14 protein-coding genes are annotated in these 15,275 nt (G+C 32.5%); 3 read left to right on the top strand and 11 right to left on the bottom strand.

What is annotated here, in order from left to right:
* The first annotated feature begins 81 nt into the window (after positions 1-81).
* Complete coding sequence (locus SHI72_RS19540; protein ID WP_323491112.1) at positions 82-2,385, top strand: family 20 glycosylhydrolase; 2,304 nt, start codon at positions 82-84, stop codon at positions 2,383-2,385.
* Between the two features lie 68 nt (positions 2,386-2,453).
* Here SHI72_RS19540 and SHI72_RS19545 read toward each other — a convergent pair whose 3' ends face one another.
* The 3 genes from SHI72_RS19545 to SHI72_RS19555 are packed head-to-tail and all read right to left on the bottom strand — an operon-like array spanning position 2,454 to position 5,927.
* Positions 2,454-3,200 (bottom strand): succinate dehydrogenase/fumarate reductase iron-sulfur subunit, encoded by a 747-nt coding sequence (locus SHI72_RS19545; protein ID WP_035617551.1) that lies wholly within the window; start codon positions 3,198-3,200, stop codon positions 2,454-2,456.
* A 49-nt stretch (positions 3,201-3,249) separates the two neighbouring features.
* Entirely contained in the window at positions 3,250-5,250 is a 2,001-nt protein-coding gene (locus tag SHI72_RS19550) for a fumarate reductase/succinate dehydrogenase flavoprotein subunit (RefSeq protein WP_039118006.1), read from the bottom strand.
* A gap of 11 nt (positions 5,251-5,261) precedes the next feature.
* The gene (locus SHI72_RS19555; protein ID WP_039113117.1) at positions 5,262-5,927 is read right to left on the bottom strand and encodes a succinate dehydrogenase cytochrome b subunit; all 666 of its coding nucleotides are present in this window, start codon (positions 5,925-5,927) and stop codon (positions 5,262-5,264) included.
* Between the two features lie 319 nt (positions 5,928-6,246).
* On the opposite strand from SHI72_RS19555, the gene SHI72_RS19560 reads away from it, so the two are divergent.
* Positions 6,247-7,608, top strand: coding sequence for a hydroxymethylglutaryl-CoA synthase family protein (locus SHI72_RS19560; protein ID WP_323491113.1), 1,362 nt, complete (start codon positions 6,247-6,249; stop codon positions 7,606-7,608).
* Between the two features lie 172 nt (positions 7,609-7,780).
* Here SHI72_RS19560 and SHI72_RS19565 read toward each other — a convergent pair whose 3' ends face one another.
* The 8 genes from SHI72_RS19565 to SHI72_RS19600 form a co-directional block, all read right to left on the bottom strand.
* Entirely contained in the window at positions 7,781-8,965 is a 1,185-nt protein-coding gene (locus SHI72_RS19565; protein ID WP_323491114.1) for a hypothetical protein, read from the bottom strand.
* A gap of 196 nt (positions 8,966-9,161) precedes the next feature.
* Positions 9,162-9,341 (bottom strand): hypothetical protein, encoded by a 180-nt coding sequence (locus SHI72_RS19570; RefSeq protein ID WP_323491115.1) that lies wholly within the window; start codon positions 9,339-9,341, stop codon positions 9,162-9,164.
* A 78-nt stretch (positions 9,342-9,419) separates the two neighbouring features.
* Positions 9,420-9,791 (bottom strand): hypothetical protein, encoded by a 372-nt coding sequence (locus tag SHI72_RS19575; RefSeq protein ID WP_323491116.1) that lies wholly within the window; start codon positions 9,789-9,791, stop codon positions 9,420-9,422.
* Positions 9,792-9,819: 28 nt separating this feature from the next.
* Positions 9,820-10,260, bottom strand: coding sequence for a GNAT family N-acetyltransferase (locus SHI72_RS19580; RefSeq protein ID WP_323491117.1), 441 nt, complete (start codon positions 10,258-10,260; stop codon positions 9,820-9,822).
* 44 nt (positions 10,261-10,304) lie between these two features.
* Positions 10,305-10,742, bottom strand: a complete 438-nt coding sequence (locus tag SHI72_RS19585) for a hypothetical protein (RefSeq protein WP_323491118.1) — start codon at positions 10,740-10,742, stop codon at positions 10,305-10,307.
* Between the two features lie 194 nt (positions 10,743-10,936).
* Positions 10,937-12,298, bottom strand: a complete 1,362-nt coding sequence (locus SHI72_RS19590) for a polymer-forming cytoskeletal protein (RefSeq protein WP_323491119.1) — start codon at positions 12,296-12,298, stop codon at positions 10,937-10,939.
* Positions 12,299-12,355: 57 nt separating this feature from the next.
* On the bottom strand, positions 12,356-12,820 hold the full coding sequence (locus SHI72_RS19595; protein WP_323491120.1) for a GNAT family N-acetyltransferase: 465 nt from the start codon (positions 12,818-12,820) through the stop codon (positions 12,356-12,358).
* Positions 12,821-12,841: 21 nt separating this feature from the next.
* On the bottom strand, positions 12,842-13,477 hold the full coding sequence (locus tag SHI72_RS19600; protein WP_323491121.1) for a hypothetical protein: 636 nt from the start codon (positions 13,475-13,477) through the stop codon (positions 12,842-12,844).
* 492 nt (positions 13,478-13,969) lie between these two features.
* On the opposite strand from SHI72_RS19600, the gene SHI72_RS19605 reads away from it, so the two are divergent.
* On the top strand, positions 13,970-15,262 hold the full coding sequence (locus tag SHI72_RS19605) for an aminopeptidase P family protein (protein WP_323491122.1): 1,293 nt from the start codon (positions 13,970-13,972) through the stop codon (positions 15,260-15,262).
* Positions 15,263-15,275: the final 13 nt, after the last annotated feature.

Genomic DNA, 15,275 nt, shown 5'->3' on the forward strand with positions numbered 1-15,275 from the left:
ACAGTGCAATTTTTTTGCAAAACAACTAATTTAAATCACTATAAACTTTAAATTTGTTTTTAACCAACCAAAAACCCTAACATGAAAAAAATCCTCCTATTTATTTTAACATTGTGCTATTCATTAGGGAATGCCCAAGAAACTTCTAACAATACAACTATAATTCCTGCACCTAATTTTTATAAGGCAACAGGTGATAGTATCGCTATAAAAGGACAAATAAAAATTGTTTTTAAAAACAATAAATACACTTCCAAAGAACTCAAAACAGCTCAAATTTTTGAATCTGTTATAAACAAAAACTCTCCTAAAAAGAAAGCTGACATTTTGGTTCAATTTACAACCGAATCCGCTTCCGCAAAAGGAGATAAGGAAGCTTACAAAATAAATATTACTCCAAAAGGTATTTTTGTTACGGGTCAAGAGCAAGGGCTATTTTATGCAGTACAAAGTTTACTTCAGCTTTTGCCAAATAACTTAACAGTAAGTTCTCAGATCAAACTACCATGTATTGAAATTATCGATGAGCCTAGATATCCGTATAGAGGATTACATCTCGATGTATGTCGTCACTTTTTTTCGGCAGATGTTATTAAAGATTTCATTGCCCAAATGTCTTATTACAAACTAAATAATTTCCATTGGCATTTAACTGATGATCAAGGTTGGAGAATTGAAATAAAAAAATATCCTAAGCTTACCGAAATCGGATCTAAAAGAGCACAAACACTCGTTGGGAATAAATTCGAACGATTCCCAAGATTTTTTGACAATACTCCCTACGGAGGTTATTACACACAGGAAGAAATCAAAGAAGTTGTAAAATTTGCCGAAGAGCATTTTGTAAACGTTATTCCCGAAATCGAAATGCCAGGACATGCCTCTGCTGCCGTAGCTGCTTACCCAAACTTAACCTGTTTTCCATCTACAGACTTAAAAGTAATTGAATCCTGGGGTGTGTTCGAAGATGTATTTTGCGCAGGCAAAGAAGAAATTTTTGTTTTTTTAGAAGATATTTTAAAAGAAGTAATGGTACTTTTTCCAAGTAACTACATTCATATCGGCGGAGATGAATGTCCAAAATCACGATGGGAAAAATGTCCGAATTGTCAAAAGAGAATAAAAGACCTTGGTCTAAAAAATGAACATGAGCTACAAAGTTATTTTATTAAACGCATGGAAAAATTTCTAAATGCAAACGGAAGACAGATTTTTGGATGGGATGAAATTCTAGAAGGTGGCCTTGCTCCTAATGCAGCAGTTATGTCATGGCGTGGCAAATCTGGCGGAATTGCAGCAGCTAGAGACAAACACAAAGTAGTAATGACTCCGGAAGATTATGTTTATTTCGACCATAATCAAGGCTATTCTTTACAAGAACCATTATCAGTTGGTCGATTAACCACAGTTCATGAAGTATACAACTACAACCCAACTCCCGTAGACAGCCTAACCATAGAGCAACAAAAATACATTCATGGAGTTCAGGCTAATATTTGGTCGGAATATGTAACCAGTCCAGCAAAGCTAAATTATATGCTATATCCAAGACTATTTCCATTTGCAGAAATAGCCTGGACAGAGACAAAGAATAAAAATTATTCAAATTTAATGCTAAAAAGGTTCCCACATCATATCGAAAAATTGGAATCCGAAAAACGATTATATAAAGTCCCTACCCCATTTGGAATTCAGGACACCACTATTATAGCGTCAAAATTCATTCTAGAAATGCAACCAACCATTAAAAATGGGCAAATTTTCTATACCATCGATGGTTATAATCCAGATGAAACAGCCAGCAATTACACAAAACCTGTTACAGTTTATATCCCAAAAGGAGAATTTAGAAACATCAAAGTAGTACAAATAAGTCCAAGTGGAAGAAGAAGTTCCATTACCACAATTTCAGTTAAAAATTCCGAAACCCAACCTGCTTTAGCTATTAAGCCAACCAAAAATGGCTTAAAATATTCCTATACAAATAAACTCGTTCAACAAACACTAGAACTAGATACTATCAAATTTATTAAGTCAGGCATTCATGAAGGAGTAATTGAAATGAAAAGATACAAATCAAAAGAGAACCTATATATGGGTTTAAAATTTGAAGGCTATATCTATATTCCTGAAACTGCACAATATGAGTTCTCGACTATTGTAGACGATGGTGCAAAATTATTTATAGACAACCAGCTTATTGTTGATAACGACGGAAGACATTGGATTAATGAAGCTTTTGGGGCAGCAAAACTCGAAAAAGGATTTCACAAGATAAACATCAGTTATTTTGATGCTGCAGGAAGTTCTACACTACAATGCTTTATCCGACAAGAAGGGAAAGAAAAACAAGAAATAAGTGCTTCGCAATTGTATTATGAATAGGCAAAAACAAAAAAACGCATTCGCCGTGGCGAATGCGTTTTTTATAAAAACTAAATTGCATTTTATTTTTATCCTTTCAAGCTTGCAGATAAATACTCACGGTTCATACGTGCAATATTTTCAAGAGAAATTCCTTTAGGACATTCTACTTCACAAGCTCCAGTGTTAGTACAGTTACCAAAACCTTCGTGATCCATCTGGTGTACCATGTTTAATACACGATCAACAGCTTCAATCTTACCTTGAGGTAATAAAGCATATTGAGATACTTTTGCAGCAACGAATAACATTGCCGATGAGTTTTTACAAGTTGCAACACAAGCTCCACAACCAATACAAGCAGCTGCATCGAATGATTTATCTGCATCGTGTTTGTTAATCGGAATTGTATTTGCATCAATTGTATTTCCTGAAGTATTTACCGAGATAAAACCACCAGCATGTTGAATTCTGTCAAAAGAACTTCTGTCAACAACTAAATCTTTAATTACAGGGAAAGCTTTTGCTCTAAATGGCTCGATAAAAATCGTATCACCATCTTTAAACATACGCATGTGTAACTGACAAGTAGTTACTCCTCTGTCTGGTCCGTGTGCTTCTCCATTGATGAATAATGAACACATACCACAGATTCCTTCACGACAATCGTGATCAAATGCTACTGGCTCTTCTCCTTTATTGATTAATTGTTCGTTAAGAACATCAAGCATTTCAAGGAAAGACATATCTGGTTCGATTCCGTCGATTGGGTAATCAACGATTCCTCCTTTATCTTGGGCGTTTTTCTGACGCCATATTTTTAATGTAAGTTTCATTTTGTATAAGTTTTAAGCATTAAAGCAAGTATTAAGACTTCTTTAAATACTATTTGTAGCTTCTTTGAACTAATTTAATGTTTTCGTAAACTAGAGGTTCTTTGTGTAATACAGCATCACTTGGTTTTCCTTTGTATTCCCAAGCTGCAACGTATGCAAAGTTTTCATCATCACGAAGTGCTTCTCCTTCTTCTGTTTGGTATTCTTCACGGAAGTGACCTCCACAAGATTCATTACGGTGCAATGCATCTTTTGCGAACAATTCTCCTAACTCTAAGAAATCGGCAACACGTGTCGCTTTCTCTAATTCCTGATTAAATTCGTTAGCGCTTCCAGGAACTTTTACATCTTTATAAAACTCTTCACGTAAAGCAGCAATCTCAACAATAGCCTCAGATAAACCTTTAGCATTACGAGCCATACCTACTTTATCCCACATGATCTTTCCTAATTTCTTATGGAAATAATCTACAGAATGAGTTCCTTTATTATTGATAAATCTATCGATTTGATCTTTTACTTCTTTTTCTGCTGCTACGAATTCTGGTAAATCTGTAGAAATTTCTCCCATTTTAATATCCGGAGCAAGATAATCCCCAATAGTATAAGGTAATACGAAATATCCATCAGCTAAACCTTGCATCAAAGCAGAAGCTCCAAGTCTGTTTGCTCCGTGATCAGAGAAGTTAGACTCTCCAATTGAGAAACATCCCGGAATTGTAGTCATTAAGTTATAATCAACCCAAGTTCCACCCATAGTGTAGTGAACCGCTGGGTAAATCATCATTGGTGTTGTATAAGGATCCTCATCGACGATTTTGTAATACATTTGGAATAAGTTTCCGTATTTACTCTTCACGATTTCAGCTCCTAATTTAGTCACCAAAGCAGCATCTTTATCATCTAAACCTTTTACGAAAGCTTCTTCAGTTCCGTAACGTTTAATTGCTGCAGCAAAATCTAAGTAAACAGCTTCTCCAGTTTTGTTAACTCCAAAACCAGCATCACATCTTTCTTTTGCAGCACGAGACGCTACGTCACGAGGTACTAAGTTACCAAAAGCAGGATATCTTCTTTCTAAGAAATAATCTCTATCAGCTTCAGATAAATCAGTTGCTTTTTTCTTTCCTTCACGGATTGCTTTAGCATCTTCTTGTTTTGCAGGAACCCAAATACGACCGTCATTACGTAACGATTCAGACATCAAAGTCAATTTAGACTGGTGATCTCCTGAAACCGGAATACAAGTTGGGTGAATTTGTGTGTAACAAGGATTTGCAAAAAACGCTCCTTTTTTATGAATTTTCCAAGCTGCTGTTGCATTACTTCCCATAGCATTTGTTGACAAGAAAAACACGTTTCCGTATCCTCCAGAACCAACTACTACAGCGTGAGCAGAATGTCTTTCTATTTCTCCAGTAACTAAGTTACGAGCGATAATACCTCTCGCTTTTCCATTCACGATAACAATGTCTAACATTTCGTGACGGTTGTACATTTTTACTTTTCCACGACCAATCTGACGGTTCATTGCAGAATAAGCTCCTAACAATAATTGTTGTCCTGTTTGTCCTTGTGCGTAAAATGTACGAGAAACCAAAGTTCCTCCAAAAGAACGGTTATCTAAAAGACCACCATACTCTCTTGCCAATGGCACCCCTTGAGCCACACATTGGTCAATAATATTAGCCGAAACTTCGGCCAAACGGTGAACGTTTGCTTCACGCGCACGGTAGTCACCTCCTTTTACAGTATCATAAAATAATCTATAAACCGAGTCACCATCACCTTTATAGTTTTTTGCTGCATTGATACCACCTTGAGCTGCAATAGAGTGCGCACGTCTTGGTGAATCCTGAAAACAAAAAGCTTTTACGTTATATCCCTGCTCAGCCAAAGTAGCCGCAGCTGAACCTCCAGCCAAACCTGTACCAACAATGATAATATCTAAATTACGTTTGTTAGCAGGGTTTACTAAATTAATATGATCTTTATAATCTGTCCATTTGTCCGATATTGGGCCGTGTGGAATTTTTGAATCTAATGCCATTATAATTTATATTAATTATTGAAATGATGAAATAATGCGATTATGACGAAAAGTGCTGGTACTACTACCGCAAATCCATAACCGAATCTACTTAAAGATCTTGAGTACTTATTGTTCATCCCCATAGATTGAAGAGAAGAACTGAATCCGTGCCAAAGGTGGAATCCTAATAACACAAAAGAAATACAATATAACCCAGTACGAATTGGGTCATGAAATTTATGAACTAACTCTCCATAATATCTCGTAGCATCTGGTGCTGTACCTGCAATGTATTTGTAGGCAACTTCAGGAAACCAAAAATCATAAAAATGCAATCCTAAGAATGCTAAAATAACCAATCCAGAAATAATCATATTTCTAGAACTCCAAGAAGCATTAGCAGCTCCATTGTATTTTGCATACGCAATTGGTCTTGCAGCGCTATTTTGTAAAGTCAAAACAAATCCCATTACGAAATGGAAAATTACCCCGATTGCCAAAACTGGTTGCATTACATATTGAATCAGCGGATTGTATCCCATAAAGTGAGAAGCTTCGTTAAAAACATCTTTACTAATAATAGAAATAAAATTTAAAGAAACATGCAGCGCTAAAAACGTGATTAAGAATATTCCCGAAAGAGCCATAGCCACTTTCTTTAAGATGGAAGCATTCAATAGTGCAGATTGTGCCATAAGTGTTTAAGTAGTTTGTTTTAAAAAATTATACAAAAATAACTCAAATAGACATGAACTACAACCATTTCGTTGTTATTTATAATGATTTTAAAGAGTTTTAAATGATTTTATTGCAAATTATTTAAAAACAATAAAATACATTTTCTCCAAAGGTTGTTTTAACAAAATCCTGCTTTTTATATAATTACCAAATTGTTATTTTTTCTAACATTTTAATTTGTTTTCCTCAAAAGTATCCCAAAACCGAATTTTATCCTTTTAAAACAATTGAAGTTTGATAGCTTAATTTTATCTTTATCGCCTCAAAGAAACCAGAATGAAAACAGGAATTGACGCTATTACATTTGATGTAGCCAAAATACATTTACCTATAAAAACATTGGCAACCGCCAGAAATATAGAACCCGAAAAACTAGAAAAAGGCTTGGGTTTAATCAAAATGACGCTTCCAGACACTTATCAGGATACTGTAGTTTTTGGAGCAAATACCTTAACCAAATTAATAGAAGACAATAAAATCGATTTAAGCGAAATTGGTCGTATTTATGTTGGAACCGAAAGTGCCATTGATAGTTCTAAACCTATTAGCTCTTTCTTGATTGCTTTGATGGAACAGAAATTTGGAGAAGATACTTTAGCCGAATGCGATGTTGTAGATTTTACATTTGCTTGTATTGGAGGTGTAGATGCTCTGCAAAACTGTATTGATTTTGTAAAATTAAATCCGACTAAAAAAGCCATTGTAGTTACTACCGATTTTGCAAAATACGATTTAAATTCAACTGGAGAATATACTCAAGGAGCTGGAGCTCTTGCAATGCTTGTAACTTCAAACCCTAGAATTATTGCTTTCGAAAACAATTGGGCGACAAGCACAAAAGGTGTTTTTGACTTTTTTAAACCATACCGAACTATTTCGAAAGAATCAATAACAGGGAATACAACCAATGAATCTTGGTTTGATAATCTGGAAGCCGAAATAGAAATCCATAAAGACCAACCTGTTTTTGATGGACAATATTCGAATCAGTGTTATATGGATCGTACTCGAAATGCTTATTTTTCGTTTAAGAAATTAAAAAACACTTCAGAGACTGTTTACAATTCCTGGAAAAGTATCATTATGCATTTACCATACTCATTTCAGGGACGAAGAATGTTATCTGAGATTTATGCTTTAGACAGCGATTCTAAAATTATTTCGGGAGATGAATCTGCAGCTGAATATCAAAACAAACTAAAAGAAATAAGCAAATCCGAAGCATACAAAACTTTTGTTGTTGATAAATTACAACCTGCTGAATTAGCTTCTTCTTTAATAGGAAACCTTTATACAGGATCTGTTTTTATGGGATTATTATCGACTTTGGCTTATTTTTATGACACCAAAAATGAAATTTCAGGAACTCAATTCGGCTTTTTAGCTTACGGAAGTGGATCTAAATCGAAAGTTTTCGAAGGAACAATTCAACCTGAATGGAAATCTGCTCTTACCGAAACTAATCTTTTTGAAACTTTAGAAAAAAGTACCGAAATTGATTTTGAAACCTACGAGAAGCTTCACAAAAAAGAACAAAAACAAAGCATCCGAACTCCCAAAAACGAATGGGTTCTGGATAGAATCGAGAAAGAAATTCCTAATTTAATTGGGGCGAGATATTATAAATGGGTTGATTAAAATATATACAAAAACCGAAGTGATTAAACTTCGGTTTTTGTATTGCAGCCATCTTTGTCAAAGTTTTTCAACTTTGACAAAGATTTATACTGAATCAATTCAATTGCACAAAAAAAACCGAAGTCATTTCAAATAAAATGCTTCGGTTTTTTTCTATAATTTATATTTTGTTTTATTCTTTACCTTCTAACTGTATGTTAAAATGCCAGTCGTGTTTATACCAAACACTTGAATCTTCGAGAGTATTATTTTTACTAACTTTAGATTGCCCACTATACCCTGTACTAAAACAGAATCCAGATCCAGATTTGGTGTTACCCGAACTAGAAGCTGTAATACCTAAAGATGTTCCATCTACTAAATACCAATAAAAACTATATGTTTTTCCAGCTTCTAAGAAAAGATTTAAACCTTTTAGATCAAAAGGAATAAAACCTCCTTTAAATTGTCCTGAAACAGTTGTAGTTGTATAGCCTATCGTTTTTTGATTTTCATCTCTAATAATTAACTTTATCACAACAGGTTTATTATACTCGGTATTAGCTTTAAAATAATAAAAACCTTCCTTAAGATGTATACTAAAAACCGAAGGAACCAAGTCTTTACTCAATACAATTGCCTGTCCGGTCCCTACATTTCTATCATAAGGCAAAGTATCCGGAGCATCAGTTCTATCATCTCCACCAAACCATTTTGTAGCATTTGCTTCTGTACATGATTCGAATTTATTAATATTCATATGTTCTACCTTAACCTGATAAACTTTCTCTACTCCAGATTCAGACTTAACGGTAAAACTCACTGGAGACGAATAATCTTTAACAGTTTTTGGATCTGGCGTAATCGTAGCATATTTTGAATATTTCAAATCTATACTTAAATTTTTCAAGTCAATAAATTCAGGTAATCTTTTTGTTATCATTCCAGTTTCTCCATCAATTTTTGGACTGGTTACAAAATATTGAGTATTGATGCTAGACTCTAAAATAAAATTATCTACACCTAATTCTCTTTTTATCGATATCTCGTACGCTTTCTTATCTCCATTTTCGGCAGTAACAGTCAGATTAAACGGTCCCGTAATAGATTTGATTATACTTGGATCTGGGCTAATTGTTGCTCCTTTAGGAATTGAAACAGATATTTTTATATCATTCAACTCAAAGTCACTGGCTACCTTGCCTGTTACCGAGCCTTCTAAAACATCAAATTGCTTAGAAACATCCCCTTTAGTAATACTAAAAGATAAAATTTTATTCTCGGCACTCAATGGTACCGTTTTTTCTTCTGAAGCACATGAAAATACTATAAAAGAAATAAGAAGTAATGTTGTAAATCGGTAGATTTTTGTTTTCATAGATATGAATCTTTGTTTTTAACTATTAATATAATACGTCTATCTTTTTATTTTGCATAAAAACGCATGAATTTTATACAAAATTTCTTAATTTTTAAACAAAAGGCGAATGTAAGAAAATTAATTAATAATTACTTTTATTTTAAAAAAAATCCAAGTAGCCAACCAAAACCTTTGACAAAAGTTTATTAGCAAATCAATCCTTTTTATGTTGTTCTGTATAATTTTTATTTCCTTTAATAGCATCGTCTTGCGCATTCATTCCATTTGCCATTCCTAGCATGAATGCGGTTATAATTAGGATTAGTTTTCTTTTTATCCAATGAAGTGGTTGTTTAGATTCCTCTAAACGTATTTTATTTTTGTGTTTATACATTTTGTAAATAATAAATGATTAGACATTTTTTATCATCCTTATGCTTTCAATAGCATAAATTCTTAGAAAATAAATTTCCTAAGCGTTGTATAAACCTCTATAAGAGTTATTGGAAGTAATTATTTCATTTATAAAAACAGATTGCTTTATAAATGAATTTATATTTTGATGAAGAAACGCTCGTACCTTTAAGACAATCTTGATTTTAAGACTAAAAACGGTTGCAAATTCAACACATTTTAAAGGAATAGAGAAGAAGTTCTTTCCTTGAGATTTTACTTGATTAAAAACGTATAAACCAGAGTCTTTAAAATTTAATTCTCTGCTTTCGTTAATGAGTGAAGATTGATAATAATCGACCGATTTTGATTGAAAACCTAAAGCACCGTCACCTGCAATCACGACAAAAGCCAGAAAGAGATAAATCAGATATTTTAAATGTTTTTTCAATCTATTTTATTTGAAGCAATTTATTAAATTATTCTTTATAAATAGTAAACTTATTATGTGTTAATCCAAAACCGAGATTCTCATAAATCAAGACATTTTCTATTCTTCTGCGATTGGTGGTAACTTCAATACTTTTTAGATTATTTTGATCGGCGTAATCCAATATCTTTTGTATTAATTGTCGCCCAATTCCTTTACCTTGATAATCTTTATTGATGAAAAATTCCTGAATTTCACCAACTAACCCGCAATGATGCAAAAGATTCTGTGTATGAAAACTAATAAAGCCTACGCCTTCATTCTCATTTTCAGCTAATAAATATAAATTCTTCGGGTTAGAAATATTTTCATTGAAAATCTCTGTAAAAACTTCGAAATCTAATATCTCATTTTCAAGTTCGCATATCGACTTGTACACGAAATCTAAATCTTGTTTCTCTACTTTCCTGATTTTTATTTTCGAATCCATATTCTACTTACAAATTATCACACAATTAAAAATGCCCACTTTTGCTAATACATTTGAGAAAGTTTTACACTTCCATTCCTGATTTTTCTTAATTCTTCATCATCCAACAACCATTCAATTGCTATAAATTTCGAACAGTCATTTCTTAAATCAGCAACCCAGTCTATTAAAATGGCAGCACCTTCACTTTTAATTTCATCTTTAACAAGCTCTAATGTTTTAGTAAACTGCAAAGCACCTTCTCCTCTCATATCAAAAACAATATTTTTTGTTCTTGAAAAAACGGCACTTAAAGAAATCCTCTTTTTTTGACTTGTCTCAAGATTTTTCATCTTGTCTTTTTTAGTAAAAGTATCTATTTCGAAAATTTTCGATACTATTGGATTATTTACATCTGCATTTTTTTTCAAATAACTGCCTACTGTAACAGGATAAAATATTCTTCTAAAAAATGATTCTGCAAAAGGTTCTGCAAAAGTCAAATGCTTATATATCTTTACATTTTTATGATGTACTCTTCCTGTAAGAATATCTGTTAATTGTTTTTTTTATTTCGTCAAAACAAGGCCCACTATACAAACAAACAACAACAAACTCCCCTTCTCTCAACTCAAAAGGTGGTATAAAGTACTGATCAGTTTTTATTCCTTTACATTCAATTATAAGGTCTTTCATTTTACTTGAATAAATATTCATTTAAACTAATACGTTCAAATTTAACCCTGTATTTCTCAACATAATTACGCCACTCTTCTTTGTACTTTTCATTATTATAAATAGACGCAGCATAATCGACTATTTCTTTACTGAAATGATTTCCCAAAACAGTATCTAAATATTCTATTCCAGAATCAACTACTTGTTTTAGAATAAATAATTTATCAATTCCATTTTCTTTGCAAGCCTTATCAAGCCATAATCCTCTTCCAATTTTTACATATTCTTTGAGCAAACTTTCGGTGATAAACGCAGAAGGAACATCATTAATATCCGGTTGATGTTTTCCGTTCTTGAAAATTAACAGAATCAATTCTTCAGAATAATATTCTTCTGGAATTAATCTTAACATTGTTCCATTTTCAGCGGCTTTAAAACAAAGTTCTTTTGTCATAAATTCATCCGGAATAACCTGAATTGCAAAACCATCTTTGCCAACTAATGTATCGCAGAATTCAAAAGTTATTAAGTTCTCATCCATAAATGACAAAGCATGATAGCTAATATTTAATGCCAGATTACAAAGTTCCTCGGTTTTAAATTCTTTCGGAACCAATTTAAGATCTCTATAATTTGATAAAACACGACCGCGCCAATATTCATACGTTTTTGCAGGAGGATTATTTTGTTTTAAAATCAATTCTCCAAATTCTAATTCTCGTTTTAATTCTTCGAAAGTTTCTATTAACGGATTATCAAGATGTTTTCGCAATTCTATTGAGATAATATCTTCTCCTGAAACTTCATCGTATTCACATTCGTTTTTAGCATCAAAATTGTCTGTTTTATCATTATAATAAAACAAATTATTTTTACGCTCTGCAAATGTTGTATAATGATCTTCGACTATAAATACTGGTGCTTCTATAATTCCTGTGCATTTAAAATTACCGTGATTATAAGAAGTCATTACAACTTCCTTTGCTTTTACATTTCCTATTATTTCGGTATAAGAACCTCCTAGTAACAAGCTCTGACAAGTAACATTACCGTTTATATAAACATAAGGACCATAATCTCCTTCGGCATTTATAATTATTCCGTTTGTAGAGAAATCTCCGTTTATTAAAATGCCTTCGATTCTTCTTGCATCAATATCTTTTAACGGTAGATTTAATACATTTGTAAGCCATTTTTTCTCTTTATCTTCATAAAGATCTAAATAGAAATTACCTTCAAAATTTACATTTCCGTTTGTTACAAGAAAGAAATCCTGATCTTCCCATTCTTCAAAATAATCGAATCCTTCACGCTCTATCAAAAATGGATATTTTGATTTGACCTCTTTTATTGTTATTAATTTAAAATCTAACTTATTCATTTTTTACTGCCTTATTTTAAATATATTCTACCGTATGCATTAATAGATTAATACTATCTATTTCCTATTTTCTTCTAGTTTCATTTCCATAATTGGCATGAACCTATTTTTTATTGAAGTTTCGAATTCGCCAACTTTTTCAAATCCAAGTTTCGAATAAAATGCTTCAGCATTTGGTTCTGAATCGAGTATTACTTTTTCGAATTTATCTTCTCTAATCCTGCTTAAAAAATCATCAATTAGATATTTTCCAAATCCTTTTCCAATATATTCTGGTCTAACAAATAAATTATCCAGTTTTACATTCTTTTTTTCTTCAACAAAGTATGAATAATAACCAATAATTAAATCCTCCTTCACCAACTTAAACACATAATTATCTTTAATATACTCTTGGGTAATTGTTAGATTTTTATCCCATTGCAAAATCTGTTCTGCCGAATATCCCCAATATGCTTTTGACTTTTTGGTTATTTCTGTTAAGATTTCATGGTCGGTTATATTTGCTTTTTCTACGGTCATTTTTTTATAATATAATTTATCTTACTCAACAACATAAATTAATTTTGGTGCACCTGCATCATGCTCTCCAATAGCAAAATAAAATGGCTTTTTAAAATTCAGTTTTTCGAAAATATTTTCCTCATTTGCTTTTTCAAACAATTTGTTTATTTCAATTAATGCTGTAGCTTCAAATAGCTCATAAATATTATTCACATCAAGGAAATCATCAAAATTATCTTCTTCTCCTTGTATATTTTCTGTTAAATGATATAAAGTAGGAGAAACAAAAGCGGGCAAACAAGAAATATTATCTAAATATTCTAATCTACCATCCATTGTTTCAAATTCTGGTAATTCGACATTCGAATAATTAAAATCAACAGCAAAAGCCTCTAATTCACCTCCATACAAACCACCATGTTCAAAATAAATCATATTGAAGCTTTTTTCAATATCACTATTATATTTCTGAGTTAACCAATATTTATCAATATTTAATTTTAATTCTTCAAACATCAAATTGATATTATCCTCTCTATTCTGATTTTTCCATAAATTATAAAAGGTTAAATAGGTTTCATTTTCTGACTCCTCCAAATCTTCAGTAACTACTCTCTTAGCTTCCTTTTCAATTTCTTGTAAACCCTTTAAAATTGAGTTGTTAATTTCTATCATATTTTTTTGTTATAACAGTAGCAATATACAAATTCTCACAATTGAAAAACTTCTTTTCAATATAAACAATAAGCTTCTCAGCCACCAAGTTTGCGTGAGGGATAGAGGCGGTATCCTTTTATGAAGCGATAGCGGAGTAAAAGATATAGCCGAAAGCCCGACCCGGAGGGACACGCCATTATTGAGATTCTAGGTTCTAAGGTTCTGAGAATCTAAGTTGCTAAGACTTTAGAAAGTTTTATTTATCCTCAATTTTGTCAATTTAGACGGAGGAGAAATCTTCGCGAGTAGCTCAACAATCTGGAGATGCTTTGTATGAGTGCCATGTGGAGATTGCTTCGCCAATTCGCTATCGCTCGTGTCTTCGTTCCTCAGAAAGACAAGTTTGTGTGAATATTGTATAGATAAATAAGAAAATTTTAATAAATCAAATCTATCTAGTATTTCTAAAATTAGTATTTTTGAGTATTCAAAGTATAAAACTAAATTAATATGAAATATCATCAAATAAACAGCTCTCTTTTTATAAAAAATCGCGAAAAATTCATGGCTCAAATGAAGCCTAATAGTGTCGCGGTTTTTAATTCAAATGATATTTACCCAGTTAGCGCCGATAGTACATTACCTTTTGCTCAACATAGAGATATTTTTTACTTAAGTGGTGTAGATCAGGAAGAAAGCGTCTTGTTGCTTTTTCCTGATGCTCCGTACGAAAATCAGCGTGAGATTTTATTTTTAAAAGAAACCAATGACCATATTGCTGTTTGGGAAGGGGAAAAACTTACTAAACAACGCGCATTTGAAGTTTCGGGAATTAAAACCGTTTATTGGTTACAAGATTTTCATAAGATTCTGAACGAAATGATGACGTATGCCGATACTATGTACATTAATACTAATGAACATTATCGTGCAACTGTTGAAACTGAAACTCGTGAAGCTCGTTTTGTAAAATGGTGGAAGGAAAGATATCCAGCGCATCAGGTTGCAAAAAGCAACCCTATATTGCAACGCATTCGTTCGGTAAAAGAAAGTGAAGAAATCGATTTGATTCAGCACGCTTGTAATATTACCGAAAAAGGTTTCCGAAGATTATTGTCTTTTGTAAAACCAAATGTAACTGAATACGAAATCGAAGCAGAGCTTATTCACGAATTTATTCGTAATCGCTCTAAAGGTTTTGCTTATACTCCGATTATTGCTTCTGGAAATAATGCAAATGTTTTACACTATATCGAAAACAACCAACAATGTAAGGCTGGAGATTTAATCTTGCTAGATATTGCTGCCGAATATGCTAATTATTCTAGCGATATGTCGCGTACTATCCCAGTTTCAGGTACTTTTACAGCGCGTCAAAAAGCGGTTTATAATGCTGTTTTACGTGTGAAAAATGAGGCTACAAAAATGCTTACTCCTGGAACACTTTGGAAACAATATCATGTAGAGGTTGGAAAAATAATGACTTCGGAATTATTAGATTTAAAACTAATAGACAAAGCCGATGTACAAAACGAAAACCCTGATTGGCCAGCTTATAAAAAATATTTCATGCACGGTACTTCTCACCACATGGGATTGGACACGCATGATTACGGATTATTACACGAACCAATGAAAGCCAATATGGTTTTTACTGTTGAACCTGGAATTTACATTCCTGCTGAAGGTTTTGGTATTCGATTAGAAGATAATGTTGTAATCCAAGAAACTGGAGAACCATTTAATTTAATGCGTAATATTCCTATCGAAGCTGATGAAATAGAAAGCTTAATGAACGTTTAATTCAGTTCACTAA

Origin of the sequence: Flavobacterium sp. PL02 (assembly GCF_035013205.1) — a bacterium.
GTDB lineage: Bacteria > Bacteroidota > Bacteroidia > Flavobacteriales > Flavobacteriaceae > Flavobacterium.

Excerpts from the sequence above, each read along its gene's own strand:
- SHI72_RS19590 (WP_323491119.1), bottom strand. The coding sequence starts at position 12,298 with ATGAATAAGTTAGATTTTAAATTAATAACAATAAAAGAGGTCAAATCA.
- SHI72_RS19595 (WP_323491120.1), bottom strand. The coding sequence starts at position 12,820 with ATGACCGTAGAAAAAGCAAATATAACCGACCATGAAATCTTAACAGAA.
- SHI72_RS19545 (WP_035617551.1), bottom strand. The coding sequence starts at position 3,200 with ATGAAACTTACATTAAAAATATGGCGTCAGAAAAACGCCCAAGATAAA.
- SHI72_RS19580 (WP_323491117.1), bottom strand. The coding sequence starts at position 10,260 with ATGGATTCGAAAATAAAAATCAGGAAAGTAGAGAAACAAGATTTAGAT.
- SHI72_RS19605 (WP_323491122.1), top strand. The coding sequence starts at position 13,970 with ATGAAATATCATCAAATAAACAGCTCTCTTTTTATAAAAAATCGCGAA.
- SHI72_RS19560 (WP_323491113.1), top strand. The coding sequence starts at position 6,247 with ATGAAAACAGGAATTGACGCTATTACATTTGATGTAGCCAAAATACAT.
- SHI72_RS19565 (WP_323491114.1), bottom strand. The coding sequence starts at position 8,965 with ATGAAAACAAAAATCTACCGATTTACAACATTACTTCTTATTTCTTTT.
- SHI72_RS19540 (WP_323491112.1), top strand. The coding sequence starts at position 82 with ATGAAAAAAATCCTCCTATTTATTTTAACATTGTGCTATTCATTAGGG.
- SHI72_RS19550 (WP_039118006.1), bottom strand. The coding sequence starts at position 5,250 with ATGGCATTAGATTCAAAAATTCCACACGGCCCAATATCGGACAAATGG.
- SHI72_RS19600 (WP_323491121.1), bottom strand. The coding sequence starts at position 13,477 with ATGATAGAAATTAACAACTCAATTTTAAAGGGTTTACAAGAAATTGAA.
- SHI72_RS19570 (WP_323491115.1), bottom strand. The coding sequence starts at position 9,341 with ATGTATAAACACAAAAATAAAATACGTTTAGAGGAATCTAAACAACCA.
- SHI72_RS19555 (WP_039113117.1), bottom strand. The coding sequence starts at position 5,927 with ATGGCACAATCTGCACTATTGAATGCTTCCATCTTAAAGAAAGTGGCT.